The following is a 24449-nucleotide window of genomic DNA, read 5'->3' as shown; positions in this document are numbered from 1 at the left end:
CTAGCGGCCCCGCCGCCCAAGCATATGAACCAACCGCTCGCCACCGTCACCCCGCCCGACCGCAACCGCCTGCTGGCGCAACTGGACAACACGCCTGCCTGGGACGTGATCGTCATCGGCGGCGGCGCGACCGGCCTGGGCACCGCCGTCGACGCCGCCAGCCGCGGCTACCGCACGCTGCTGATCGAGGCCGCCGACTTCGCCAAGGGCACCTCCAGCAAGGCCACCAAGCTGGTGCACGGCGGCGTGCGCTACCTGGCGCAAGGCAACATCAGCCTGGTGCGCGAGGCACTGCACGAACGCGGCCTGCTCAACCGCAACGCGCCACACCTGGTGTGGCCGCTGGGCTTCGTGGTGCCGGCCTACAACCTGCTGGACCAGCCGTTCTACGGCGTGGGCCTGAAGATGTACGACATGCTGGCCGGCAAGCTCAACCTGTCGCCCAGCCGCTGGCTGTCGCGCCGCGAGACGCTGGCCAACGCGCCGACGCTGGCCGAAAACGTCAACGGCCGCGGCCTGAAGGGCGGCGTGCTGTACTACGACGGCCAGTTCGACGACGCGCGCCTGGCGCTGAGCCTGATGCGCACCCTGTTCGACCTGGGCGGCACGGCGGTCAACTACGTGCGCGCCACCGGCCTGACCACCACCGGCGGCAAGGTCGACGGCGTCACCGCCGAGGACGCGCTGGGCGGCGCCAGCTTCACGCTGCGCGCGCGCTGCGTGATCAACGCCACCGGCGTCTGGGTCGACAGCGTGCGCCGCATGGAAGACAAGAACGCGCCCACCATGGTGGCGCCCAGCCAGGGCGTGCACCTGACGCTGCCGCACGACTTCCTGCCCGGCAAGCGCGCCATCCTGATCCCCAAGACCGACGACGGCCGCGTGCTGTTCGTGGTGCCGTGGAACGGCCACACCATCGTCGGCACCACCGATTCGCCGCGCAACGACCTGCCGCTGGACCCGGAAGCCGGCGCCGAGGACGTCGACTTCATCCTGAACACCGCCGCGCGCTATCTCAGCCGCAAGCCGACCCGCGACGACGTCACCAGCGTCTGGGCGGGCCTGCGGCCGCTGGTCAAGGCCACCGGCGACGCCTCCACCAAGTCGCTGTCGCGCGAGCACACCATCCTGGTGTCGCAGGCGGGGTTGGTGACGGTCACGGGCGGCAAGTGGACCACCTATCGCCGCATGGCGCAGGACGTGGTCGACACCGCCATCCAGCACCAGTTGCTGACGCAGGCCAGCTGCCGCACCGAGTCGCTGGCGCTGCATGGCGCCAACGGCCTGGCGCCGTCGCAGGAACACGCCGGCACGCCGGACAGTTACTACGGCAGCGACCTGGCCACGCTCAAGGCCCTGCCCGGCGCCGAACGCATGCTGGTCAGGAGCAGCGGCCTGTCGGAAGCGCATGTGCGTTTCGCCGCGCGCTTCGAACTGGCGCGCAGCGCCGAGGACGTGCTGGCGCGCCGCAACCGCGCGCTGTTCCTGGACGCCGAGGCGGCCATGCTGGCCGCGCCCGAAGTGGCGCGCATCCTGGCCGAGGAACTGGGCCAGGATGCCGCCTGGCAGCAGCGCACGCTGCAGGAACTGGCCGGCGTGGCGGCGCACTATCGGCTGAAATGACACGGCTGAAATGACGCGCTGGCGCCGCGCGGCCCGCCCGGGCGCTGCTTGCATCCAGGTCCGCCAACCCGACAACGCCGCGCCGCAATGCGCGGCGTTGCCGCATTGCGCTACGGCACGCGCAGCGGGCTGTGCTGGATCATGTTTTCGAACACGCGCAGCAGGTCGGGATCGCACTTGGCTCCGGCCTCCAGGTTGAGGATGCGCATGATCTCGGCGTGGGTGCGCGCGGGATGGTAGGGCCGCGCGTCGCCGAGCGCATCGTAGGAGTCGGCCAGCGAAATGATGCGCGCGGACAGCGGGATGGCGTGCCCGGCCAGTCCGTCGGGATAGCCCGACCCATCGAAGTGTTCGTGGTGGTGGCGCACCGCCTGCGCGATCCGCTCGCGTTGCGGCATGTCGCTATGCAGGATGATGTCGGCCCCCACGGCCGCATGGGCCTTCATGATTTCCCAATCTTCCTTTTCGAGCCGCCGGGGCGAGAACAGCACGCGGTCCGGCGTGCCGATCTTGCCGACGTCGTGCAGCCGCGCGGCCACGGCCACCATGTCTTGTTCATCTTGGTTCAGGTCGCAGGCGCGGGCCAGCGCCACGCTCAGGGCGACGACGCGGTGGCAATGGCGGCCTGTGGCGGCGTCTCGGGCCTGCATCGCGGCAAACAGCGCGGCTTCGCAGGAGCCTGCGGCACGCGTGGCCGCCGCGCTGGGGGGTACATCTGGAGGCATCGGTCTTGGCGCGCGCGGTTGCAGCGGAACCGCGCGTCTGTGTCAGAAAGTATCGATTCTGACACAAGCACGTACCGTTCCGGCGCTGCGGGCCCTGCCCACGTATCGACCCGCGGATTCATCCGCGGATTCACCCCAACGTCGCCCCGCGCCTTGGGCTCAGGCCTTCAGGCGTTCCAGCAGCGCCTGCGCGACGCCGACCGACGAAGCCGGATTCTGCCCGGTGATGAGCAGCCCATCCGAGACGATGTGCGGCTGCCAATCCGCCCCCTTGCTGTACAGACCGCCCAACATCGCCAGCTCATCCTCGACCAGGAAAGGCACCACGGCGGTCAATTGCACCGCCGCCTCTTCCGTGTTGGAAAAACCCGTGACCTGGCGGCCCTGCACCAACGGCTTGCCATCGGCGGTCTTGGCATGGCGCAACACGCCCGGCGCGTGGCACACCCCCGCCACCGGCTTGCCGGCCGCGAGCATGGTTTCGATCAGCGACACGGACCGGGCGTCTTCGGCCAGGTCCCACAGCGGACCGTGGCCGCCGGGATAGAACACGGCGTCGTAGTCGGCCGCCTGCACCTCGGCCAGGCGGCGCGTGTTCGCCAGGCGGCGCTGCGCCTCGGCGTCCTGGCGGAAGCGGCGCGTGTCGTCGGTCTGGGCGTCCGGGTCGTCGCTCTTGGGATCGAGCGGCGGCTGGCCGCCCTGCGGCGAGGCCAGCGTCAGCGTGGCCCCCGCGTCCAGGAAAGCGTAGTACGGGGCCGCGAATTCCTCCAGCCAGAAGCCGGTCTTGCGGCCGGTGTCGCCCAGCGTGTCGTGGGAAGTCAGCACGATCAGGATATTCATGTTGCGCTCCTCATGTTGCGTTCCTATTCATCCGGGCCGACGCGCACGATGCGCTTGCCGGCATTCTCGCCCTTGAGCAGCCCCATCAGGCCCCGCGGCGCGTTTTCCAGGCCATCGACCACGTCTTCGCGATACTTGATGCGCCCGTCGCGCAGCAGCTCCTGCATGGCCGCGCGGAATTCACCAAAGCGCGGCGCGTATTCGTTGAAGATGATGAAGCCCTGCATCTTGATGCGCTTGGTCAGGATGGTGCGCATCAACAGCGGCAGGCGATCGGGGCCCTCGGGCAGGCTGGTGGCGTTGTAGGCCGAGATCAGGCCGCAGACCGGCACCCGCGCGCGCGGATTGAGCAGCGGCAGCACCGCGTCGAACACCGCGCCGCCAACGTTCTCGAAATACACGTCGATGCCTTGCGGCACGGCCTTGGCCAGCAGATTGGCCATGGCCGGGTCCTTGTGGTCGATGCAGGCGTCAAAGCCCAGTTCCTCGACCACGTAGCGGCACTTGTCGGGGCCGCCGGCGATGCCGACCGCCTTGCAGCCGTGGATCTTGGCCAACTGGCCCACCACCGCACCCACCGCGCCGCTGGCGGCGGCCACCACCACGGTCTCGCCGGCCTTGGGCTGGCCGATGTCCAGCAGGCCCATGTAGCCGGTGAAGCCCGGCATGCCCAGCACGCCCAGCGAATACGACGGGTGTTCGGGCGCCGGCCCCAGCTTGAGCAGGCCGCTGCCGTCGGACACGGCGTAGTCCTGCCAGCCGGACTGGGACAGCACCCACTCGCCCACCGGATAGTCGGCGTGGCGCGAGGCCACCACCCGGGCCACGGTGCCGCCCACCATGGGCTGGCCGACCTGCACCGGCTCGGCGTACGAGGGCGCGTCGCTCATGCGTCCGCGCATATAGGGATCGAGGGAAAGATAGACCGTGCGCAGCAACAGCTGGCCCGGGCCGGGTTCGGGCACCGCGCCGGTTTCCAGGCGGAAATCGCTGTCGGCGGGTTCGCCGCGTGGCCGCGAGGCCAGGACGATGCGGCGGTTGAGGGAGGACGATTGCGGCATGGCGTGCTGACTCCTTCTGTTCCGATCTGGCCATTACACCACCCCTGTCCGGTCGCCTGCCCGCCGACCCTGCAACCCACTCCGCTTTTAATTAATTAAGTATTTAATTAGAATCCGACCATGCCTGCCAAGCCTTCCCCCGCGCGCCGTCCCGGCCGCCCCGCCCGCCCCGACAGCGCCGCCGTGCGCGACCAGCTGCTGGACATTGCCACCGACCTGTTCGCCAAGCAGGGCGTGGCCGCCACCCGCCTGGCCCACATCGCCGAACGCGCCGGGTTCACCTCGGCCATGCTGCACTACTACTTCAAGAGCCGCGACCAGTTGCTGGACGCCGTGGTGCTGGAACGCGTGGTGCCCGTCATCGGCTACGTCTGGAGCCCGGTGCCGCAGACGCCGCGGCGGCTGCAGGGGTCGGCCGAGGCGACGCGCGCCGTCATCGCCGAAATCGTCTCGCGCATCGTGCGCTGCGGCACTGACCGGCCCTGGCTGCCGTCCTTGTGGATGCACGAGGTCGTCAACGAAGGCGGCCAGTTGCGCGAGCGCGTGCTGCGCCACCTGCCGGCGCAACGCCTGCAGGTGTTCGCCGGCCTGATCGCCGACAGCCAGCGCGCCGGCGCCATCACCCCGGACGTGGAGCCGCGGCTGGTGTTCCTGTCGATCCTGGGCCTGACCCTGCTGCCGCTGGCCACGTCCAGCCTGTGGCGCCGCATCTGGCAGGACGATCCACAGGCCCGCGCCATCGGCCACGAGACCATCGCCGCGCACGCCACCGCCATGCTCACGGGCGGATTGTTTTCCCCGCCGGCCGCGCCGCCACCGGCGCCCGCAACGCCCGCCAAACGGACCCGGCGCGCCGGCGCGGCTCCGGACGCCGAACCGCCCCCCACAGGACGCTGACCATGCGCACCGCTTCCCTCCCCCGTTTCGCGCTGCCCGCCGCCGCGCTCGGCCTGTCGTTGCTGGCCGGCTGTGGCAAGAGTGGCGAGGCCGTCTACCAGGGCTATGTCGAGGGCGAGTACCTCTACATCGCCTCGTCCGAGGCCGGCCGGCTGGACACGCTATCGGTACGGCGCGGCCAGCAGGTTGCCGCCGCCGCGCCCTTGTTCGCGCTGGAGGCCGAGCGCGAGACCGCGGCGCGCGACCAGGCCGGCGCGCAATTGGCCGCGGCCAGCGCGCAGCTGGAGGACATCGCCACCGGCAAGCGTCCGCCCGAGGTCGACGTCGCCCGCGCCCAGCTGGCCCAGGCCGAGGCCGCCAGCCGGCGCTCGGCGGCACAACTGGCGCGCGACACCGCGCAGTTCCGCGCCGGCGGCGTGGCGCGGGCGCAGCTGGACGACAGCCGCGAACAGGCCCAATCGGATGCCGCGCGCGTGCGCGAGCTGCGCGCCCAGCTGGAAGTGGCCAACCTGCCCGGCCGCCAGGACCAGCGCCGCGCCCAGGCCGCCCAGGTCGACGCGGCGCGCGCCACGCTGGCGCAGGCCGACTGGGCCCTGGCGCAGAAACGCCTGGCGGCGCCCGCCGCCGCCCTGGTGTTCGACACGCTGTACCGCGTGGGCGAATGGGTGCCGGCCGGCAGTCCGGTGGTCAGCCTGCTGCCGCCGGGCAACATCAAGGTGCGCTTCTTCGTGCCGGAGACCGTGGTCGGCACGCTCAAGCCCGGGCAGCAGGCCATGGTGCGTTGCGACGGTTGCGGCGACCCGGTGCCGGTGCGCATCGACTACATCTCGCCGCAGGCCGAGTACACGCCGCCGGTGATCTACAGCCGCGAAACGCGCGGCAAGCTGGTCTACATGGTCGAGGCCCGGCCCGCGCCGGACGCGGCCACGCGGCTGCATCCGGGCCAGCCGGTGGAGGCGGCGTTGCAATGAACGACGCCCCCGCCCGCTCGGCGACCGACGAGGCCGGCTACGTCATCGACGTGCACGGCCTGAACAAGCACTTCGGCAACAAGCACGTGGTCAACGACGTCTCGCTGCAGGTACGCGAAGGCGAGATCTTCGGCTTTCTCGGCCCCAACGGCAGCGGCAAGACCACCAGCATCCGGCTGATGTGCGGCCTGCTGACGCCGGATTCCGGCAGCGGCACCTGCCTGGGCTACGACATACTCAGGGACAGCGCCCAGATCAAGCGCCACGTCGGCTACATGACGCAGAAATTCTCGTACTGGGACGACCTGACCATCCGTGAGAACCTGGACTTCGTCGCCCGCATGTACGGCATGCCGAACCGCCGCGAGGCGGTCGACCGCGCGCTCGAGGACCTGGGCCTGCAGACCCGCGCCAACCAGCTCACCGGCGCCCTGTCGGGCGGCTGGAAGCAGCGGCTGGCGCTGGCCGCCTGTCTGCTGCATGAACCGCGCCTGCTGCTGCTGGACGAGCCCACCGCCGGCGTCGACCCGACCGCCCGGCGCGACTTCTGGGAACAGCTGCACGAGCTGGCCGCGCGCGGCATTTCGGTGCTGGTCAGCACCCACTACATGGACGAGGCCGAGCGCTGCCACAAGCTGGCCTACATCTCGTACGGCAAGCTGCTGATCCAGGGCACCGCCGACGAAGTCATCGCTCGGCAGCGCCTGACCACCTGGGCCATCCATGGCCACGACCTGGTGCCGCTGGCGCAGCGGCTGCGCGGCGCGCCGGGGGTGGACCAGACCGTGGCCTTCGGCACTGCGCTGCACATCAGCGGCCGCGACGCCGCCGTGCTCGAACGCACCTTGCGAGACGTCGTGGCCGGCCAGGACCTGCGCCTGGAACGCATCGACACCAGCCTGGAGGACGTCTTCATCTATCTGATGAACCGCTCCGACGACAACTATGCGAGCCCGGCATGAGGCGCCACCTGGAGGGTTTCTCGTGGTCGCGCTGGTGGAGCATGGTGCTCAAGGAGTTCCTGCAGTTGCGGCGCGACCGCATCACCTTCGGCATGATCGTCGGCATTCCGATCATGCAGCTGGCGCTGTTCGGCTACGCCATCAACACCAACCCCAAGCAGCTGCCGACCGCGGTCATCGTGGCCGACCAGAGCCCGTTCACGCGCAGCTTCGTGGCGGCGATGACGGCATCCGACTACTTCGACATCGTCGAGACCCTGCCCGACGAAGAGGCCGGCCGCGCCGCGCTGGCGCAGGGCCGGGTGCTGTTCGTGCTGACCATTCCGCCCGACTTCTCGCGCAAGCTGCTGCGCGGCGAGCGGCCGGCGCTGCTGATCGAGGCCGACGCCACCGATCCGATGGCGGTCGGGCTGGCGATCGGCTCGGCCACACAGTTGGCGCAGGCGGTGGCGCAGAAGGACCTGACCGGCCCGCTGGCGCACCTGGCCGGCGGCCAGCCGCCGTTCGACGTGCGCGTGCACCAGCTCTACAACGAAGAGCAGATCTCGCAATACAACACGGTGCCGGGGCTGATGGGCGTGATCCTGACCATGACACTGGTGATGATGACCGGCCTGGCCATGACGCGCGAACGCGAGCGCGGCACCATGGAAAACCTGCTGGCCATGCCGGTGCGGCCGCTGGAGGTGATGACGGGCAAGATCGTGCCCTACATCGCCATTGGCCTGATCCAGTCCACCATCATCCTGCTGGCGGCGTATTTCGTGTTCCACGTGCCGTTCCTGGGCAGCCTGGTGACGGTGTACCTGGGCGCGCTGATCTTCGTGGCGGCCAACCTGACCGTCGGCATCACGCTGTCGTCGCTGGCGCAGAACCAGCTGCAGGCGATGCAGCTGACGATGTTCTATTTCCTGCCCAACATGCTGCTGTCCGGCTTCATGTTCCCGTTCCTGGGCATGCCCAAGTGGGCCCAGTACCTGGGCAACCTGCTGCCGCTGACGCACTTCAACCGGCTGATCCGCGGCATCCTGCTCAAGGGCAACGGCTGGTGGGACCTGTGGCCCGCCATCTGGCCCATGCTGCTGTTCACCGTGGTCGTGATGACCGCCGCCGTGAAGTTCTACCGCCGCACCCTGGATTGAAGGCCGCCATGCCCCGCCCCCACCCGCCCTTCGCCCGCCGCGCCGCGCTCGTGGCCGCCTGCGTCCTGCTGCCCGGCTGCGCCGTCGGGCCGGACTTCGAGCGCCCCGCGCCGCCGCCGGTCGCCGCCTATACCCCGCCGGCCGACAATGCGCCCGCCAGCGGCGCGCAACCGCGGCTCACGGACGCCGACATCCCGGCCCAATGGTGGCGCCTGTTCCGTTCCGCTGCGCTGGATGCGCTGGTGCGCCAGGCGCTGGACGCCAGCCCGACGCTGGAACAGGCCCGCGCCCGGCTGCGCCAGGCCGGCGAGGACCTGAACGCGGAGACCGGCGGCCGCCTGCTGCCGGCGGTGGACGCCAACCTGTCGGCGACGCGGCAGAAGGTCGATCCCTCCGCCTACGGCGTGCCCGTCGCCGAGCAGCCGGCGCCGTTCACGCTCTACAACGCGTCGATCGACGTGTCCTACACGCTGGATGTGTTCGGCGGCAACCGCCGCGCGCTGGAGGGCCTGGCGGCCCAGGTGGACTACCAGTCGCATGAGCTGCAAGCCGCGCGCATGACGCTGGCCGCCAACGTGGTCACCACCGCCATCCGCCAGGCCGACCTGGCCGGGCGCCTGGCCGACACCCGCGAGCTGTTGCTGGCGCAACAACGCCAGCGCGACATCATGGCGCAGCGCCTGCGGGCCGGCGGCATCGCCGAGGCCGACCTGCGCAACCAGGAACTGCTGCTGGCGCAGACCGAGGCCAGCGTGCCGCCGCTGGAATACCAGCTGGCCCAGGCCCATCACCAGCTGGCCACCTACCTGGGCCAGCCGCCGGCGGCCTGGCAGGCGCCGCCGCTGCGCCTGGCCGACCTGACGCTGCCCGCCGAAATCCCGACCGGCGTGCCGTCGGCGCTGACGCGCCAGCGGCCCGACATCCTGGCAGCCGAAGCGTTGCTGCACCAGGCCTCGGCGCAGATCGGCGTGGCCACGGCCAACCAGTATCCGCGGTTCACGCTGACCGCCAGTTTCGGCTCGCAGCGCACCCGCGCCGGCGACGTCGGCGATGGCGTCAATGTCTGGAACCTGGGACTGGGGCTGGTGCAACCGCTGTTTCGCGGCAGTGAGCTGCGCGCCCGCACGCGCTCGGCCCAGGCCGCCTACGAAGCCGCCGCGGCGGCCTACCGCCAGACCGTGCTGGACGGCTTCAGGCAGGTGGCGGACGCCCTGCGCGCGCTGCAGAGCGATGCGCGGGCCTATGACGCGTATGACACGGCCTGGCGCCGCGCCGACGATGCCGCGCGCATCGCCCGCGACCGCTACCAGGCCGGCGGCATCAGCCACCTGGACGTGCTGGACAGCCAACGCCAGCTGCTGCAGACGCGCATCGCCCGCGGCGCGGCCGACGCGGCGCGCTACGCCGATACCGCCGCCCTGCTGCAGGCGCTGGGCGGCGGCTGGTGGAACACGCCGCCGGCCGACCCGGTTGCCGCCACACAATAGCCCGCAAAGCGCGCCAAACCATACATCCCGGGGCCATGTCCGAGAATTCGGGTCAGAAAATGGCGTTGTGCGGCGTTTAGGAATCCGTTGTATCCGATGCATCATGCATGCGCTCAAGCTGCACTGATCTCGACAACGATTCATGAATGACCTACTAGACCTGATCGTCTTCTCGCCCGATTCCCGCCAACGCGCGCACCGCTGCGACGCGCTGGCGGGCATGGGCTTCTCGCCGCGCGGTTGCGAGGACTCCAACGGCCTGTTCCGGCTGTTCCAGGCGCGGCGCACGCCGCTGCTGGTGATGGAAGCCGAGCTGACCGATCTCTGCATGGCCGTCGCCGGCCTGCGCGCCATGGACACCACCGCCGGCATCGTCGCGGTATCCACTTTCGATTCCCCGGAAAACCGCATCCTCGGCCTGCACTGCGGCGCCGACGCCTGCTTTCCGCCCGACGTCGCCAGCGCCGAGATCGCCGCCGCGCTGCAGGCGCTGGTGCGCCGCGTCCCCGTGAACGGCCGGCGGCCGGCCGATGCCGAACCCCGCCCAGCCGCCGCGCCGGCCGAGGCCAATGGCAAATGGCACTTCCAGGATGCCGCCTGGACCCTGGTCAGCCCGCGAGGCACCCGCCTGGCACTGACCCAGGCCGAGCGCGACTTCCTGCTCAAGCTGACTACCAGTCCCGACAGGCGCATGCCGCGCGGCGACGTGCCGCCCAGCGACCCGCAGGCCGGCCGCGAATCGCTGCGGCGCACCGACGTGGTGGTCAGCCGGCTGCGCCGCAAGGCCCAGGAAACCAATATGGAGCTGCCGATCCGCACCGTCTGGGGCTGGGGCTACGCCTTCACCGGCGACATCTAGGGCCTGCGGCGCGCGCGACCGGCGTATCATGCGGCATGGCCGGCCGGATCCCCGGCGCCGGCCCGCCAACCCGCTGCGCCCCGCCATGGAAGTCTACGAACGCCTGCAGGCCCTGCTGACCGAGCATCAGGCCCGCTACCGCCTCATTTCCCATCCCGCCGCCGGCCGCTCGGTGGAAGTCGCCGCCGTGCGCGGCACCACCGTCAGCCAGGGCGCCAAGGCGCTGGTCTGCCGCGTCAAGATTTCGTCCAACCAGCGTCGCAACGTGCTGGCGGTGTTCCCCGCCGACCGGCAGGCCGACCTGGAAGCCATCGCCCGCGCCGCCGGCGGCAAGAAGGCCTCGCTGGCCTCGCAGGACCTGGCGCGCGAACTCACCGGCTGCGAGATCGGCGCGATCCCGCCCTTCAGCTTCAATCCCGACCTGCACCTGCTGGTGGACCCCACCCTGCGCCAGCGGCACGATGAAATCGTGTTCAACGCCGGGCGGCTGGACGCTTCCATCCTGATGGCGACCGCCGATTATTTCCGCCTGGCCGCGCCACAAGAAGCGCCGCTGATCAAAGGCTAGCCGTCGCCGAGGCCCCCTTGCCGGACACGCCTGCCGCGCCCCACGCCCGCACCTCCAACATGCGCTGGCTGATGAGCCTGGCGCACATGGAGCCGTCGCCGGTCAGCCGCTGGGTGGCGCTGCGCGCAGCGCTGGCCATCGGATTGCCGACCGCGGCCGGCCTGGCGCTGGACCAGAGCGCGGCGGCAGCCCTGGTGGCCCTCGGCGCCCTGCCCGCCATCACCGGCGACAACGGCGGCCCCTACCGCAACCGCGCGCTGTCGATCGGCAGCACCGTGTTCGGCGGCGCACTGGGCTACTTGCTGGGCTCGCTGCTGTCCGGCCACGGCCTGCTCAGCGCCGCCGCCATGACGCTGCTGGTCCTGGCGGCCAGCCTGGTCGGCACCTTCAACAACATCGCCGCCGTCGCCACGCTGCAATTCGCCACCTACGTCATCGTCGGCGCCAGCCTGACGTCGCCCCTGCCGCCCTGGCTACCGCCGGCGCTGGTGGGCGCGGGCGGCCTGTTCGGCCTGGCGCTGACCCTGCTGGGCTGGGTGGTCAACCCGATCGCGCCCGAACGGGCGGCGGTGGCCCTGGCCTATCGCAAGCTGGCGGCCATGTTCGCCGCCATCGGCACCTCGCGCATCATGACGGCGCGGCGCGACATGGAAGCCGCCATGGCCGGCGCCTACGACACGGTGCTGGCGGCCCGGCGCCGCGCCGCCGGCCCCTCGCCGCGGCTGGCCCGGCTGGCCGCGCAGTTGCAGGCATGCACGCCACTGTCGGACGCCGCGCTGGCGCTGGCGCGGGCCGGCCGGGTATTGCCACCCGAGTGTTCGCGAGCCATGAACCGGCTGGCCGACCACGTCGAGAACGCCACGCCGTCGGCGCCAGGCGACGACATCGCGGCCGTGCGCCAGGCCGGCGCAACGGCACTGGCCGACGCACTGGAACAGGCGCGGCCGTTGCTGGAAGGCAGCGGCCCGGCGCGCCCGGACGCCTTCCCGGCCTTGCCACCGGCGCGCCCGCGCACGCCGTGGCGGGTGCTGGCGCGCACTTACCGCCCCGGCCCGACCACGCTGCGCTACCTGGTGCGGCTGGGTCTGTGCCTGGTCGTCGCCGAAGCCGTGGCGCGCACCCTGGCCCTGCCGCGTTCCTACTGGGTGCCGCTGATCGTGGTGGTGGTGTTCAAGCCCAATTTCGGTTCGGTCTTCGCCCGGGCGCTGCAAAGCTGCGCCGGCAGCGTGGTGGGCGTGGCGATCAGCGCCACCGTGCTGGCGCTGGACCGCAGCGGCGTCGTCAGCCTGCTCGCCGTGACCGGCCTGGCGGCCTTGCTGCCGTGGTCGATCCGCCGCAACTACGGCCTGTTCTCGGCGATCCTGCTGCCCATCCTGATGCTGCTGATCGGCGCACTGCAACCGGGCAGTTGGCCGATCGCCCTGGCGCGGCTGGAAGACGTGGCGGTGGCCGCGGCCATCGTGCTGGCGGTGGGCTACCTGCCCTGGATGCGGCTCGAACGCCACAATCTGGACCAGGCCGTGGCCACCGCGATCGACACCCTGGCCGCCTATCTGAATGCCGTGTTCCAGGCCGATTCGACGGCCCGCCACGAGCTGCGCACCCAGGCCTATGCGCGCCTGTCCGACCTGCGCATCGCGTTGCAGCGCGGCCTGTCGGAACCGCGTTTGGTGAGCCGTCGCGCACTGGCCTGGTGGCCCGTCGAAGTGGCGCTGGAGCGCGTGGCCAACGCGGTGTCCGACAGCGCCTGGGCACTGCCGGCCGACCAGCCGCCGCCCGCGCCGGCCGCGGTGGCGCGGTTGGCCGACACCCTGCACGCCATGGCGCAGGCCGTGACTCACGGCGTGGCGGTCGGCCCCGCCCCGGTGGCAACGGACGAGCCCGCCCTGCGCGAAGCCGCCGGCGCGATCGAAGCCCTGCGCGCGACGCTGGCCGGCCCGGGCTTTGCCACCGAACCCGGCCGCCCGCGCCCGCCCTCCCCAAGAACCCAACCGGACTGAACCATGTGCCTTGCCGTTCTCGCCCTGCATACCGTACCGGGCATTCCCGTCCTGATCGCCGCCAACCGCGATGAATTCCATGCCCGGCCGACGCTGCCCGCCGCGCAGTGGGCCGACGCCGCCCACGTGTACGGCGGACGCGACGCGCTGGCCGGTGGCACCTGGATGGGCGCGACCACCGGCGGGCGCTATGCGCTCGTCACCAATTTCCGCGAACCCGGCCGGGTGGTCGCCGACGCCCCCTCGCGTGGCGCCCTGGTCGAGGATTTCCTGCGCGGCCATGCCGCGCCGGCCGACTACATTGCCGCCGCCCATGCCGCGGGCCCGGCCTACAACGGCTTCAACCTGATCGTCGGCGACGCCCGGGGCGCCTGGTACGCCAGCAACCGCGATGGCGCCCCCCGGCCCCTGGCGGCCGGCGTCTACGCCCTGTCGAACCACCTGCTGGACACGCCCTGGCCCAAGCTGGCGCGCACCAAGGCCGCCTTCGAACGGGTGCTGGCCCATGACCCGCAACCCGACCTGCCGGCGCTGTTCGAGGCGCTGGCCGATCGCAGTCCGGCCGACGATGCCGACCTGCCCGCCACCGGCCTGGCGCCGGATCGCGAAAAGCTATTGAGCAGCCCGTTCATCGTCAGTCCCAACTATGGCACTCGCAGTTCCACGGTGCTGGCCCTGCGCGATGACGGCACCGGCCTGTTGACCGAAAAACGCTTCGCCCCCGACGGCGGCGCCAATGGCGAAAGCGTCCTGGCATTCGCCTGGCGTGATCATCCCGCGAGCGCCACGCCGGGATAGCGCATGCCCGCGCAAACGCCCCGCCACGGCGAACTCGCCGACGCCAGCGCGGTCGAACCTCTTGCGTGATCATCCCTTCAAGGAGAATTGCATGAACAAGCGCATCGAACGTTGCACCATGGCCGCCGCGATGGCCCTGGGCACCCTGGCCTTTGCCGGCGTCCTGTCCACCGCGCAGGCGGCATTGCCGCCCGTGCAGCAACAGGGCAGCGTGCAGTACGTCAGCGGCGGCATCGGCCTGGACGAATCCGAGGCCATGAAGGCCGCGGCCAAGGACTACCCCCTGGCGCTGACTTTCGCCGCCCAGCGCGACGGCAAGGCCGACTACGTCGCCAACGTCGCCGTCACCATCAAGGACGGCCAGGGCAAGCAGGTGCTGCACGCCGAATCCGGCGGCCCCTACATGCTGGTCAAGCTGCCCGCCGGCCAGTACAAGGTCTCCGCCACCTACGAAGGCAAGGCGCAGGAACGCGATGTGAAGGTGGAGAACAGCGGCACCGCGCGCGCCGTGTTCGAGTGGAAGTGAAGCGGCAATGACGGCCAGGCATCCTGGCGAGGCGCGCGGGGCGCCTCGGACCGGGCGTTGGCCGCCGCGGCGTCCTACACGCCCGAGAACAGGATGGCGATGATGAAGCCCATGCTGATCGTCCAGACCAGCGAACGCAGCGCGCCCCAGCCCGCCAGGTACATCGCCAGATAGCCCAGGCGCACGCCCAGCCAGCATGCCATCAGCGTGGCCACGTGCGCAGCCGGCGCCTGCGTGTAGAGGGCGAACAGCACCGCCCCGAAAAAGAACGGCAGGGCCTCGAAGGTATTGGCCTGCGCCGCATTGGCGCGGGCGCGCCAGCCTTCCTGGCGCGCCAGCCAGGTACGCGGATCATTGTTGTCGAACTGCTTGCCACCGGCCTTGGCCACGATCGTGCAGACGAACGGCAGGATCGCCGCCGCCAGCATCAACCAAGCGATCATTTTCATTGTTGCTCCTTGCGCGCGCGCCCCTTCCCGCCACCGGACGGGAGGCGCCGCCGCTGCGGCATGGTCGCCCGAAAGCGCGGAAATGAAAAGTGCCCGATGGCGCACCGCAAACGGATAGCGGCCGCCGGCAAAGGCGAACGCGCAAGGCGGCGCTTACACTTGCGGGTTTGGGCGCCGCCGCTTCGACCGCGGCCAGTGTGCCGGCCATGCGCCGCCCGTCGCCTCGCAGGAAGATACATGCCCTTTGCCTCACCTGGATCCCTGATGTTTCTGGCCGCCGCCATGTTGTGGCCGGCGGCCACCCGCCGCTGGGCGCCGCTGGCGCTGGCGCTCGCCTATGCCTGGGCCTGGACGCAGGGCGGCATCGACCCCGTGGCGCTGGCCTGGCCGGCATTGCTGCTGCTGGCCGCGCTGCTGGTGCGCCCGGCCACGCCTGGGGCGGCCAGCGCCGCCGGTCATACGCTGTTCGTGATCCTGGCGGTGCTGCTGTTCCTGCATTGGCTGCCCGGTTTCCACAATCCCCTGGTGATCCCGCGCGCCGCCCTGACGCCCGATGCCGTGCCCTTCAGCATGTACCTGAACCTGGACAAGCCGCTGGTGGCGTTCTGGGTGGTGCTGGCCGCCGCGCCCGCCATGGCCGGCGCCAGCGCGCGCGCCACGCTGCTGGCGGCGCTGGCCGCCTGCGCGGCCGCGGCCGTGGCCTGCCTGGGGTTGGCCCTGGCGCTGGACGTGGTGGCATGGGCGCCCAAATGGCCCGACTCGGGCTGGCTCTGGCTCGCCAACAACGCCTTGCTGGTGACGCTGGCCGAGGAAGCGCTGTTCCGCGGCTATGTGCAGGAACGGCTGGCGCGCTGCTGGCGCGACCGTCCCTGGGGCGCCACGGCGGCGCTGTCGATCGCGGCGCTGCTGTTCGGACTGGCGCACTATGCCGGCGGCTGGCAATGGATGCTGCTGGCCGGCATTGGCGGCGTGGGCTACGGGCTGGCCTACCGCTACGGCGGCCTGGCGGCCGCCGTGCTGGCCCACCTGGGCCTGAACGCGGCGCACTACGGCTTGTTCACCTACCCGATGCGCGCCGCCCTGTATTGAGACGCGGACGCCGCCGTTGCCAGTCCTTTGCGACCGGCAACGGCGGCGGGGCTCAGGCCACCGCCAGGGCGGGGTAGTCGGTGTAGCCGGCCGCGCCCGAGGCGTAGAAGGTCGACGAGTCCGGGGCGTTCAACGGCGCGTTCAGCGCGAAGCGGCGCACCAGGTCGGGGTTGGCGATGTACTGCACGCCGAACGCCACCGCATCGGCGCGGCCCGCGGCGATCGCCGCCTCGGCCGATTCGCGCGTGAAGCCTTCGTTGGCGATGTACACGCCGCCGAACGACTCCTTGAGCTGCGGGCCCAGGCTGTCGGCGCCCTCGCGCTCCCGCGCGCACAGGAACGCCAGGCCACGACGGCGCGCCGCCCGCGCCACATAGTTGAAAGTCGTCGCCGGATCCGAATCACCCATCGTATGCGCATCGCCACGCGGCGACAGGTGCAGGCCGACCCGGCCGCCGCCCCAGACGCTGACGCAGGCATCCACCACTTCCAGCATCAGGCGGGCGCGGGCCTCGAGCGAGCCGCCGTAGCCGTCGGTGCGCTGATTGGTGCTGTCCTGCAGGAACTGGTCCAGCAGATAGCCATTGGCGCCGTGCACTTCAACGCCGTCGAAACCGGCTTCCTGCGCCAGTTGCGCGCCGCGCCGATAGGCCTCGACGATGCCCGGGATCTCATCGGTCTCGAGCGCGCGCGGCACCACGTAACCGCGCTTGGGGCGTACCAGGCTGACATGGCCACCCGCCGCGATCGCGCTCGGCGCCACCGGCAGTTCGCCATTCAGGAAAACCGGATCGGAAATGCGGCCCACGTGCCACAACTGCGCGAAGATGCGGCCACCGGCCTCATGCACCGCCGTCGTCACCTTGCGCCAGCCCTTGACCTGCTCCTGCGACCACAGCCCCGGCGTGTCGGCATACCCCACGCCCTGCGGCGTCACCGAGGTGGCCTCGGTCAGGATCAGCCCGGCCTCGGCGCGCTGGACGTAGTATTCGACCATCAGGTCGTTCGGCACCCGGCCTTCGCTGGCGCGCTGGCGCGTCAACGGGGCCATGATGATGCGGTTGGGCAGGGTCAGTTCCCCCACTTGCAAGGGTTCGAACAGCTGGCTCATAACAATCCTCGTGCCCGGCGGGCGGGCTTGGGTAGCGGCGGCAGGCTACATGTCTTGGTTCAATTGCCGCAGGAACGCGGCAATCACGGGTTCATTGCGACGGAAGAACACCCACTGCCCCACCTTGGTGGCCGAGATCAGTCCCGCGCGCTGCAGCACCGCAAGGTGCGAAGACACGGTGGACTGCGACAGCCCGCAGCGCCCATCGATATGGCCCGCGCACACCCCGTGTTCGAAGGTATGGCCCGGACGTTCCTCGAAGTGCGCCTGCGGCGTCTTCAACCACCCCAGGATCTCGCGGCGCACGGGATTGGCCAACGCCTTGAGAATGGCGTCGACATCAATGTCCGTGGCGGCCTCGATGGCGGTGGAAGCAGTGGTCGTCATATTGAAATATCGCAATTTATCGAATCTTATATCGAGACATTCCGATATATCGTTATGCCCCTGCCGGCCAAGGGGCTTTCCCCCCCGGCCACCCGCCATCATCGCCCGGCCTTCGCCAACCGGCTCTCACTCCCCCTGCACCCGTCCCCGCAGGCGCTTGACCTCGCCATGCTGCACCTTGCGCTGCACCCGCCGCCGCTGCGAGGCCCGCGTGGGCTTGGTCGCCCGCCGCGGTTTCTCCACTTTCGCCGCGGCCCGCACCATGTTCACCAGCCGCTCGATCGCCTCGGCCCGGTTCTTGTCCTGGCTGCGAAACGACTGCGACTTGATGACGATCACCCCCTCCTTGGAGATGCGATGGTCGTTCATCGCGCAGAGCGCCTCCTGGATCTCGGCGGGCAGCGACGACGCCCACACGTCGAACCGCAGATGCACGGCGCTCGACACCTTGTTGACGTTCTGCCCGCCCGCGCCCTGCGCCCGGATCATGGAGAACTCGATCTCGCGCTCGTCGATATAGAGAGAATCTTGGACGTGAAACATAGCGCGAGAGTATATAGGCCCCGACGGCGCGGCAACATGCGCCGGCCTGCCCGTCCGGGGCAAAAGCTTGATGGTCATCTTCCGGATTTGCAATAATGGCCCACCTTGCGCCACTTGGCGCGGGAACGGGAACCATAGGCTCGGCGTGCGCTCAAACCGGCGCATCGCATCCTCTCAACCACCAAAAGAGAAATCCACAATGATCAAATCCGACGACACCGGCAAGCTGGTTTTGCGCCTGACCCTCGGCATTCTGATTCTGCTCCACGGCCTGTTCAAGATCACCGGCGGCGGCGTCGGCGGCATCGCCGGCATGCTGTCCTCGCACGGCCTGCCCGGCTTCCTGGCCTACGGCGTCTACATCGGCGAAATCATCGCGCCCGTGCTGCTGATCATCGGCGTCTACACCCGCCTGGGCGGCCTGATCATCGCCATCAACATGCTGGTCGCCATCCTGCTGGCGCACACCGGCCAGATCGGCAGCCTGACCAACAACGGCGGCTGGGCGCTGGAACTGCAAGGCATGTTCCTGTTCTCGGCACTGGCCATTGCCTTCATGGGCGCCGGGCGCTTCAGCCTGGCCGGCAACGGCGGCCGCTGGAACTGACCGTTCCACCCCCCGCGCCAATCCGGAAGGCTGCCGCAAGGCAGCCTTTTTTCATGGTCCGGAGGGCCGGGCCGGCGGCGCCGGCCACGGTCGCGCCGGAACAATTGCTACGAACGACATCAACGGTCACGCCCGCGCAAACATCCGTCACCTGAAAGCTGTTTCGGAACCATTACAGTCCCGAACTCGCACCCGCAGACCATGGCCTAATCCCTACGAGCCCACAAAGGGCGTGGCACACGCCCCGTTGCTCGGCAGGAGATCCGACCATGAAGAAAACCATTTTGCTGATGCTGGCCATGGCCAGCGCCCTTACCGGTTGCGTGGTGGTGCCGGCCCGTCCGGCCTATTACCGGCCGGCTCCGGCCTACTACTATTACCCGGCGCCGCATTATTACTATCACGGCGGCTATTACCACGGCTACTGATGCCGGCCCTGCCGCCGCGTAAAGGACATGCCATGAATGCCACTTCCCGGATTCTCCGACCGCGTCCGCTGGCCGCCGTTCTGCTGATGACGGCCTGTGCCGGCGCGGCGGCGCAGACCTACGCGCCACCGCCCGCCCCGGCCGCGCCCGCCTATGACAACGGCGATCCCGCCAACGCCAACCTCGCGCCGCTCGACCGCAGTCCGCAACCGCCGCCGCCCCTGCCCGTCTATACCCAGCCGCCCGCCCCCGGCGATGGCTATATGTGGGTGCCGGGATACTGGAGCCTGAACCGCTACGGCTATTTCTGGGTGCCGGGCGCGTGGGTGCTGGCGCCCTACACCGGCGCGCTGTGGACCCCGGGCTATTGGGGTTTCGTGGACGGCGTCTATCTCTGGCATGCCGGCTATTGGGGACCGCATATCGGCTTTTACGGCGGCATCAACTACGGCTTCGGCTACATCGGCATCGGCTACGTCGGTGGCTACTGGAATCGTGACCGCTTCTTCTACAACCGCGCCGTGACCAACGTGAACGTCACGCGCGTGACCAACGTGTACAACCACACCGTGGTGGTCAACAACGTCGACAATCGCCGTATCAGCTACAACGGCGGCCCCGCCGGCATCCAGCGGCGCGCCGACCCGCGCGAGGTCGCCGCGCGCAACGAACCCCACCATCCGCCCACCGATGTGCAACGCGGCTTTGCGCGCGAGGCGGGCGGCAACCGCGCGCAGTTCTTCGACCACAACCAGGGCCGTCCGCCGCAAGCCTTCATCGACCATGCGCCCGGCCGTGGCGGTTCTCCCGCGGCTGCGCGCCCCGGCGCCGGCCCGGGGAATAACCTGGGAAATGGCCCGGGAAAGACGCCTGGGAATGGGCCCGGGAGCGGTCCGGCCAATCGACCAGGCAACGGTCCGGACAAGGGGCCGGCCGGCGCCACGCCCGGCGGTGCGCGCCCCGAGTTCAATCGCGGCGGCCCGCCGGCCGCCCAGGCGCCCGGTCAATCGCAGTCGCGCCCGCCGCAATCGCAGTCGCCCGGCCAGCCACAGTCGCGGCCATCGCAGTCGCCCAACCAGCCACAGGCCCGACCGCAGCAGGCCCAGCCCCAGGCGCGCCCGCAGCAAGCTTCGCGCCCCGGTCCGGCGCCCGACAACCTGGCGCAGGGCGCGCCACGCGAACATCGCGCGGCGCCCGCCAATCGCCCGGAGGCCCGGCCCCAGGGCAACCCGCAACATGGCGGCGGCCGCGCGGCCGGCGGCCAGGAAGCGCAACGCAGCGGGGGTGATCGCGGCGGCCCATCACGTGAAAGGGGCCGAGATTGACCGCGACGATGCGCCGCGCCGCCCGCCGGACTGGATTCCGGCGCACGGCGCGGCTACAGTGGTAAGGCCCGGCCCCGTCGATGTCCACGCGGCCCGCGGCCACCCGATACCCGGAGATCCCATGAAGCGCCTTGCCCCCCTGTTCCTCGCCTGCGGCCTGCTGGCCGGCCCCGCCGCCCACGCCGCCCTCGACGTCGGCGCGCCCGCGCCCGACTTCAGCGCCCAGGCTTCGCTCGGCGGCAACGTGTTCACCTTCAAGCTGGCCGAGGCGCTCAAGCAAGGCCCCGTGGTGCTGTATTTCTACCCCGCCGCGTTCACGGCCGGCTGCACCATCGAGGCCCACGATTTCGCCGAGGCCACCGACGAATACAAGTCGCTGGGCGCCACCGTCATCGGCGTCTCGGCCGACGATATCGACACCCTGAACAAGTTCTCGGTCAGCGAATGCCGCAGCAAGTTCGCGGTGGCCGCCGATGGCGACGGCAAGATCATGAAGTCCTACGATGCCGTGCTCGACGCCCGCCCCGACCGCGCGCAGCGCGTGTCCTACGTGATCACGCCGGATGGCAGGATCCTGTACGAATACACCAACATGAATCCCGAAGCCCACGTCAGCAACACCATGCGCGCGCTGCGCGAATGGAAGGCCGGCCGCAAGTGATTGGCTGAACGCGGCGGCCGCACCGGGGAGCACGTTCGGCTGCCCGGCAAGTATCCGCTGACCCGCAGCGACGCCCGGCAGGGAACGGCCGCCGACCGCGCGCTAAACCCTGCTCCGACTCAGTTGAACGGCCACACGGTCGGATGCGTGCCCGGCGGACTCGAAGGCCGGGTCCAGCGCGCCGGCGTCTGGGAGAACTGCGCCGCATGGCGCAACGCCACCAGCTCGCCGAAGCCCGACGGCTCGGTTTCGAGCAGGCCGGCGAAGCCCGGCATCGGACAGGACAGGCCGCCGTCGACGCGGCCGAGCGTGCGCAGCCAGTGCGCGGTCTGGGCCAGCGACACCCGCACATGCCAGCTGCCGCCCTCGGTGGCCTGGCGCGCCAGCGCCACCTGCGCGCCGAAAGCCATCAGGTAGCCCGAGGCATGGTCCAGGATCTGCATCGGCAAAGGCTTGGGCGCCTCCTGTCCGGCGGCGGCCGCTTCGGCCTGGTTGAAGCCGGCGGCGGTCTGCACCAATGAATCGAAGCCGCGGCGGTTGGCCCAGGGGCCGACGGCGCCATAGGCGGACAACGATACGTACACGATGCCGGGGCGCAAACGCGCCGCGTCCTGGGGGCCGAAGCCGAGCGCCGCCATGCCTCCGGGGCGGTAGCCCTGCACGAACACGTGCGCACTGCGCAGCAGGTTGGCCAGCGCGATGCGGCCATCGGCGGTATCCAGGTCGGCCTGCACCGACAGCTTGCCGCGGCTGGTGTCGATGAGGTTGGCGATGTTGGGCAGATGCGGCGAGTTCACCAGCATCACGTCGGCGCCATAGGCCGCCAGCGCCCGGCCGCACACCGGCCCGGCGATGATGCGGGTCAGGTCCAGCACGCGGATGTCCTTGAGCGGACGCGCATCGTGCCCGTACTTGGGCAGCGGCCGCGGATCGGCCTCGCCGATGCGCTCGATCGTCAGCAACGGCTGCGCCGCGATGGCCTGGCCTTGCGGATGGCGGTCCCATTCATCGAAGCTGCGCATGGCGGCGACCACCATGCCGGCATCCGCGGCCACCTGTTCGAAATCCAGCGCGCGCCAGCGTGCCAACGCCTGCTCGACCGCCTCGCGGGTCGCGCCGTCGCCGGTGGGACAGCCCAGCAGCGCCAGGGCGCCATCGCGGTGATGCGGGAAATTGGCGTGGATGCGCACCCAGCCGCCGTCGCCGCAGCGATAGGCCCCGGTGATGGGATCGCGCGGGTCGGGCGCGACGCCGTTGATGGTGAAATGGCTGCGGCATTCCTGCGCCGCATGCAGCATGTCGACACCGACCTGCTGGCGTTCGCCGCCGCGCAGATGCCAGATTTCCGCCGCCGCCAGCGCCGCCGCGGCCATGCTGGCCTGGGCCGCGGTGCCCACCGCGAACGAAGACGGCAACACCGGATCCGCGCCGGTCAACACCACGTGCTCGAGCGCTTCGTCGGGCAGGTCGAGCGAGCGCCACAATTGTTGCAGGACATCGCGCGACGTCCTGGCGGCGGGTGTGCGTCCTTTGAGGAAGGACGGGCGGAGATCCATCAAATGTCCCATATCGTCATTTTTTTGTTTGATCGTCAGATGAATTACATGGCGGCCGTGACGACGGCGTCAATACAGGGAAAGCGCCAGCGTGTTTCATGGTTTGACCGCCCGCCGCGCCCGATCCGGCGCGCTTTGGCTGTGGGACGCCGTCTCCATCGGCCGGTCCACGGCGCCGCGGTTCGTCACATCTACTCGTAGTTTTTACAAGGTGTGCGGCGCGGCCCGGGACGGCCTGGGTCCGCGGGATAGAATGCCAGCCTCGCCGCGCGCCTCCCGCCCCCTCTTTCCGGACCCACCGCCCGCATGCATACCCTGATCTGGCTGCGCACCGACCTGCGCCTGCACGACAACCCCGCCCTGGCGGCCGCGGCCGCTGAAGGCACCGCCACCGCCCTGTTCATTGCCGCGCCGGGCCAGTGGCGCCTGCATGGCGACGCCCCGGCCAAGGTCGACTTCTGGCTGCGCAACCTGCGCACGCTGTCGCGCGACCTGGCCCGGCTCGGCATTCCCCTGAAGCTGCTGACCGTGGATACCTGGGACCAGGTGCCCGATGCGCTGCCGCGGTTCTGCCGCGAACACGGGATCACGGCGGTCCACGCCAACACCGAATGGGCCGTGAACGAACGGCGCCGCGACGACGCGGTGGCCTGCCGCCTGGCCGAGGCCGGCATCGACTGGACCCTGCACCATGGCGCATCGCTGCTGCGTCCCGGCACCGTGGTCACCGGCAAGGGCGATTGCTACCGCGTCTACACCCCCTATGCGCGCGCCTGCCGCGAACGCCTGCGCAGCGCGCCGCCGCGCGCGCTGCCCGCGCCCCGGCCGCAGGCGGCCCCGGCCTGGGCCGCCGACCCGCTGCCCGAGGCCTTCGAAGGCTATGCGCCCGCCAGCGACGCCATCCGCGCGCTGTGGCCTGCCGGCGAGAGCGCGGCGGGCGCGCGCCTGGACGCCTTTGCCGACGGCGTCATCGACGCCTATCGCGACGAGCGCGACTTCCCCAGCCTGCCGGCCACCAGTTGCCTGTCGCCCTATCTGGCGGCCGGCGTGCTGTCACCGGGCCAGGCGCTGCGCACCGCGCTGGCCGCCAACCAGGGCGAACTCGAAAGCGGCAAGGCGGGCGCGGCCACCTGGATCAACGAACTGCTGTGGCGCGAGTTCTACCAGCACCTGCTGGCGGCGTGTCCAGCGCTGTCGATGCACCAGCCCATGAAGCCGGAAACCGCGGCCGTGCCGTGGCGCGACGCGCCCGACGACCTGCGCGCCTGGCAGCAGGGCCGCACCGGCCTGCCGATCGTCGATGCCGCCATGCGGCAGCTGCTGGCGCTGGGCTGGATGCACAATCGGCTGCGCATGGTGACGGCCATGTTCCTCACCAAGAACCTGTTGATCGACTGGCGCCTGGGCGAAGCGTGGTTCATGGCGCACCTGGTCGACGGCGACCTGGCGGCCAACAACGGCGGCTGGCAATGGAGCGCCTCGACCGGCGCCGATTCGGTGCCCTACTTCCGCGTCTTCAACCCGCTGTCGCAATCGCGCAAGTTCGATCCGCGCGGCGTGTTCCTGCGCGAATGGCTGCCCGAGCTGGCGCACCTGGACGACAACGCCATCCACGATCCCAGCCCGATGGAGCGCGCGGCGGCCGGCTATCCCGCGCCGATCGTCGACCTGCCCCAAAGCCGGCTGCGCGCGCTGGAGGCCTTCGGCAACCTGCCCAAGGCCTGAGCGGCGGCCAAAATCGTCCATCACATCATGGCCGCCCCGGCTTGCGCTCATTTACGTTTCGTATAGTTTCAGAATGTTTTGACGTAGATCAACCCAGCGATATCGTCCG

26 protein-coding genes are annotated in these 24449 nt (G+C 70.3%); 18 read left to right on the top strand and 8 right to left on the bottom strand.

The window, feature by feature from the left end; translation table 11 throughout:
- The first annotated feature begins 24 nt into the window (after positions 1–24).
- Complete coding sequence (locus AT699_RS12725; RefSeq protein ID WP_024068691.1) at positions 25–1623, top strand: glycerol-3-phosphate dehydrogenase/oxidase; 1599 nt, start codon at positions 25–27, stop codon at positions 1621–1623.
- A gap of 110 nt (positions 1624–1733) precedes the next feature.
- Here the strand turns inward: AT699_RS12725 and AT699_RS12720 are convergent, their stop codons facing one another.
- From AT699_RS12720 to AT699_RS12710, 3 genes are all read right to left on the bottom strand, one after another.
- Positions 1734–2348 (bottom strand): HD-GYP domain-containing protein, encoded by a 615-nt coding sequence (locus tag AT699_RS12720; RefSeq protein WP_006385273.1) that lies wholly within the window; start codon positions 2346–2348, stop codon positions 1734–1736.
- 159 nt (positions 2349–2507) lie between these two features.
- Positions 2508–3188: a type 1 glutamine amidotransferase domain-containing protein gene (locus AT699_RS12715; RefSeq protein ID WP_024068689.1), complete on the bottom strand. Its 681-nt coding sequence runs from the start codon at positions 3186–3188 to the stop codon at positions 2508–2510.
- 23 nt (positions 3189–3211) lie between these two features.
- The gene (locus AT699_RS12710; RefSeq protein ID WP_024068688.1) at positions 3212–4249 is read right to left on the bottom strand and encodes an NADP-dependent oxidoreductase; all 1038 of its coding nucleotides are present in this window, start codon (positions 4247–4249) and stop codon (positions 3212–3214) included.
- Positions 4250–4369: 120 nt separating this feature from the next.
- Between AT699_RS12710 and AT699_RS12705 the strand changes: the two genes are divergently transcribed.
- The 10 genes from AT699_RS12705 (at position 4370) to AT699_RS12660 (ending at position 14459) form a co-directional block, all read left to right on the top strand.
- The gene (locus AT699_RS12705) at positions 4370–5146 is read left to right on the top strand and encodes a TetR/AcrR family transcriptional regulator (protein WP_024068687.1); all 777 of its coding nucleotides are present in this window, start codon (positions 4370–4372) and stop codon (positions 5144–5146) included.
- A 2-nt stretch (positions 5147–5148) separates the two neighbouring features.
- Positions 5149–6117 carry an HlyD family secretion protein gene (locus tag AT699_RS12700; RefSeq protein WP_020927425.1) on the top strand — a complete coding sequence of 323 codons (969 nt, stop codon included), beginning with the start codon at positions 5149–5151 and terminating at the stop codon, positions 6115–6117.
- Positions 6114–7079, top strand: a complete 966-nt coding sequence (locus AT699_RS12695; protein WP_006385268.1) for an ABC transporter ATP-binding protein — start codon at positions 6114–6116, stop codon at positions 7077–7079. The genes AT699_RS12700 and AT699_RS12695 overlap by 4 nt, the downstream gene beginning before the upstream one ends.
- Positions 7076–8221 carry an ABC transporter permease gene (locus AT699_RS12690; RefSeq protein ID WP_006385267.1) on the top strand — a complete coding sequence of 382 codons (1146 nt, stop codon included), beginning with the start codon at positions 7076–7078 and terminating at the stop codon, positions 8219–8221. Before AT699_RS12695 ends, AT699_RS12690 begins: the two co-directional genes overlap by 4 nt.
- A gap of 8 nt (positions 8222–8229) precedes the next feature.
- A complete protein-coding gene (locus AT699_RS12685) occupies positions 8230–9708 on the top strand; it encodes an efflux transporter outer membrane subunit (RefSeq protein WP_024068686.1) in 1479 nt (492 codons plus the stop codon).
- Between the two features lie 142 nt (positions 9709–9850).
- Entirely contained in the window at positions 9851–10567 is a 717-nt protein-coding gene (locus tag AT699_RS12680; protein ID WP_006385266.1) for a response regulator transcription factor, read from the top strand.
- Positions 10568–10652: 85 nt separating this feature from the next.
- Entirely contained in the window at positions 10653–11135 is a 483-nt protein-coding gene (locus tag AT699_RS12675; RefSeq protein ID WP_058207587.1) for a YbaK/prolyl-tRNA synthetase associated domain-containing protein, read from the top strand.
- 17 nt (positions 11136–11152) lie between these two features.
- Positions 11153–13135, top strand: a complete 1983-nt coding sequence (locus tag AT699_RS12670; protein WP_024068684.1) for an FUSC family protein — start codon at positions 11153–11155, stop codon at positions 13133–13135.
- A 3-nt stretch (positions 13136–13138) separates the two neighbouring features.
- The gene (locus AT699_RS12665) at positions 13139–13933 is read left to right on the top strand and encodes an NRDE family protein (protein WP_024068683.1); all 795 of its coding nucleotides are present in this window, start codon (positions 13139–13141) and stop codon (positions 13931–13933) included.
- Positions 13934–14024: 91 nt separating this feature from the next.
- A complete protein-coding gene (locus AT699_RS12660; protein WP_006385052.1) occupies positions 14025–14459 on the top strand; it encodes a carboxypeptidase-like regulatory domain-containing protein in 435 nt (144 codons plus the stop codon).
- Between the two features lie 74 nt (positions 14460–14533).
- On the opposite strand, the gene AT699_RS12655 is transcribed toward AT699_RS12660, so the two are convergent.
- A complete protein-coding gene (locus AT699_RS12655; RefSeq protein ID WP_006385051.1) occupies positions 14534–14908 on the bottom strand; it encodes an MAPEG family protein in 375 nt (124 codons plus the stop codon).
- 237 nt (positions 14909–15145) lie between these two features.
- Between AT699_RS12655 and AT699_RS12650 the strand changes: the two genes are divergently transcribed.
- Positions 15146–15997, top strand: coding sequence for a CPBP family intramembrane glutamic endopeptidase (locus AT699_RS12650; RefSeq protein WP_058207306.1), 852 nt, complete (start codon positions 15146–15148; stop codon positions 15995–15997).
- Between the two features lie 52 nt (positions 15998–16049).
- On the opposite strand, the gene AT699_RS12645 is transcribed toward AT699_RS12650, so the two are convergent.
- The 3 genes from AT699_RS12645 to arfB all read right to left on the bottom strand — a co-directional run bounded on the left by AT699_RS12645 (position 16050) and on the right by arfB (position 18038).
- On the bottom strand, positions 16050–17108 hold the full coding sequence (locus tag AT699_RS12645; protein ID WP_006385049.1) for an alkene reductase: 1059 nt from the start codon (positions 17106–17108) through the stop codon (positions 16050–16052).
- Between the two features lie 45 nt (positions 17109–17153).
- Positions 17154–17495, bottom strand: coding sequence for an ArsR/SmtB family transcription factor (locus AT699_RS12640; RefSeq protein WP_006385048.1), 342 nt, complete (start codon positions 17493–17495; stop codon positions 17154–17156).
- Positions 17496–17621: 126 nt separating this feature from the next.
- On the bottom strand, positions 17622–18038 hold the full coding sequence (gene arfB / locus AT699_RS12635; protein WP_024068681.1) for an alternative ribosome rescue aminoacyl-tRNA hydrolase ArfB: 417 nt from the start codon (positions 18036–18038) through the stop codon (positions 17622–17624).
- A gap of 199 nt (positions 18039–18237) precedes the next feature.
- Here arfB and AT699_RS12630 point away from each other — a divergent pair, with 199 nt between their 5' ends.
- The 4 genes from AT699_RS12630 to AT699_RS12620 all read left to right on the top strand — a co-directional run bounded on the left by AT699_RS12630 (position 18238) and on the right by AT699_RS12620 (position 21059).
- A complete protein-coding gene (locus AT699_RS12630) occupies positions 18238–18645 on the top strand; it encodes a DoxX family protein (protein WP_006385046.1) in 408 nt (135 codons plus the stop codon).
- A 269-nt stretch (positions 18646–18914) separates the two neighbouring features.
- Positions 18915–19073 (top strand): hypothetical protein, encoded by a 159-nt coding sequence (locus AT699_RS31965; protein ID WP_006385045.1) that lies wholly within the window; start codon positions 18915–18917, stop codon positions 19071–19073.
- A gap of 32 nt (positions 19074–19105) precedes the next feature.
- Positions 19106–20398, top strand: coding sequence for a YXWGXW repeat-containing protein (locus AT699_RS12625; protein WP_024068680.1), 1293 nt, complete (start codon positions 19106–19108; stop codon positions 20396–20398).
- A 121-nt stretch (positions 20399–20519) separates the two neighbouring features.
- Positions 20520–21059, top strand: a complete 540-nt coding sequence (locus AT699_RS12620; RefSeq protein WP_020927416.1) for a peroxiredoxin — start codon at positions 20520–20522, stop codon at positions 21057–21059.
- A 119-nt stretch (positions 21060–21178) separates the two neighbouring features.
- On the opposite strand, the gene AT699_RS12615 is transcribed toward AT699_RS12620, so the two are convergent.
- Positions 21179–22627 carry a CoA transferase gene (locus AT699_RS12615; RefSeq protein WP_026385082.1) on the bottom strand — a complete coding sequence of 483 codons (1449 nt, stop codon included), beginning with the start codon at positions 22625–22627 and terminating at the stop codon, positions 21179–21181.
- Between AT699_RS12615 and AT699_RS31500 the strand changes: the two genes are divergently transcribed.
- Entirely contained in the window at positions 22619–22816 is a 198-nt protein-coding gene (locus tag AT699_RS31500; protein WP_145964678.1) for a hypothetical protein, read from the top strand. The two genes, AT699_RS12615 and AT699_RS31500, sit on opposite strands and share 9 nt — an antisense overlap.
- Before the next feature lie 105 nt (positions 22817–22921).
- On the top strand, positions 22922–24340 hold the full coding sequence (gene phrB / locus AT699_RS12610; RefSeq protein ID WP_024068678.1) for a deoxyribodipyrimidine photo-lyase: 1419 nt from the start codon (positions 22922–22924) through the stop codon (positions 24338–24340).
- The last annotated feature ends 109 nt before the right edge of the window (positions 24341–24449 follow it).

The sequence above is a fragment of the Achromobacter xylosoxidans genome (assembly GCF_001457475.1).
Lineage (GTDB): Bacteria > Pseudomonadota > Gammaproteobacteria > Burkholderiales > Burkholderiaceae_B > Achromobacter > Achromobacter xylosoxidans.
Note: the sequence above shows the minus strand (reverse complement) of the source record. Positions and strands in the feature narration are given on the sequence as shown.

Coding starts and splice junctions, on each gene's coding strand:
- AT699_RS12725 (WP_024068691.1), top strand. CDS start 25: ATGAACCAACCGCTCGCCACCGTCACCCCGCCCGACCGCAACCGCCTG.
- AT699_RS12720 (WP_006385273.1), bottom strand. CDS start 2,348: ATGCCTCCAGATGTACCCCCCAGCGCGGCGGCCACGCGTGCCGCAGGC.
- AT699_RS12715 (WP_024068689.1), bottom strand. CDS start 3,188: ATGAATATCCTGATCGTGCTGACTTCCCACGACACGCTGGGCGACACC.
- AT699_RS12710 (WP_024068688.1), bottom strand. CDS start 4,249: ATGCCGCAATCGTCCTCCCTCAACCGCCGCATCGTCCTGGCCTCGCGG.
- AT699_RS12705 (WP_024068687.1), top strand. CDS start 4,370: ATGCCTGCCAAGCCTTCCCCCGCGCGCCGTCCCGGCCGCCCCGCCCGC.
- AT699_RS12700 (WP_020927425.1), top strand. CDS start 5,149: ATGCGCACCGCTTCCCTCCCCCGTTTCGCGCTGCCCGCCGCCGCGCTC.
- AT699_RS12695 (WP_006385268.1), top strand. CDS start 6,114: ATGAACGACGCCCCCGCCCGCTCGGCGACCGACGAGGCCGGCTACGTC.
- AT699_RS12690 (WP_006385267.1), top strand. CDS start 7,076: ATGAGGCGCCACCTGGAGGGTTTCTCGTGGTCGCGCTGGTGGAGCATG.
- AT699_RS12685 (WP_024068686.1), top strand. CDS start 8,230: ATGCCCCGCCCCCACCCGCCCTTCGCCCGCCGCGCCGCGCTCGTGGCC.
- AT699_RS12680 (WP_006385266.1), top strand. CDS start 9,851: ATGAATGACCTACTAGACCTGATCGTCTTCTCGCCCGATTCCCGCCAA.
- AT699_RS12675 (WP_058207587.1), top strand. CDS start 10,653: ATGGAAGTCTACGAACGCCTGCAGGCCCTGCTGACCGAGCATCAGGCC.
- AT699_RS12665 (WP_024068683.1), top strand. CDS start 13,139: ATGTGCCTTGCCGTTCTCGCCCTGCATACCGTACCGGGCATTCCCGTC.
- AT699_RS12660 (WP_006385052.1), top strand. CDS start 14,025: ATGAACAAGCGCATCGAACGTTGCACCATGGCCGCCGCGATGGCCCTG.
- AT699_RS12655 (WP_006385051.1), bottom strand. CDS start 14,908: ATGAAAATGATCGCTTGGTTGATGCTGGCGGCGGCGATCCTGCCGTTC.
- AT699_RS12650 (WP_058207306.1), top strand. CDS start 15,146: ATGCCCTTTGCCTCACCTGGATCCCTGATGTTTCTGGCCGCCGCCATG.
- AT699_RS12645 (WP_006385049.1), bottom strand. CDS start 17,108: ATGAGCCAGCTGTTCGAACCCTTGCAAGTGGGGGAACTGACCCTGCCC.
- AT699_RS12640 (WP_006385048.1), bottom strand. CDS start 17,495: ATGACGACCACTGCTTCCACCGCCATCGAGGCCGCCACGGACATTGAT.
- arfB (WP_024068681.1), bottom strand. CDS start 18,038: ATGTTTCACGTCCAAGATTCTCTCTATATCGACGAGCGCGAGATCGAG.
- AT699_RS12630 (WP_006385046.1), top strand. CDS start 18,238: ATGATCAAATCCGACGACACCGGCAAGCTGGTTTTGCGCCTGACCCTC.
- AT699_RS31965 (WP_006385045.1), top strand. CDS start 18,915: ATGAAGAAAACCATTTTGCTGATGCTGGCCATGGCCAGCGCCCTTACC.
- AT699_RS12625 (WP_024068680.1), top strand. CDS start 19,106: ATGAATGCCACTTCCCGGATTCTCCGACCGCGTCCGCTGGCCGCCGTT.
- AT699_RS12620 (WP_020927416.1), top strand. CDS start 20,520: ATGAAGCGCCTTGCCCCCCTGTTCCTCGCCTGCGGCCTGCTGGCCGGC.
- AT699_RS31500 (WP_145964678.1), top strand. CDS start 22,619: ATGTCCCATATCGTCATTTTTTTGTTTGATCGTCAGATGAATTACATG.
- AT699_RS12615 (WP_026385082.1), bottom strand. CDS start 22,627: ATGGGACATTTGATGGATCTCCGCCCGTCCTTCCTCAAAGGACGCACA.
- phrB (WP_024068678.1), top strand. CDS start 22,922: ATGCATACCCTGATCTGGCTGCGCACCGACCTGCGCCTGCACGACAAC.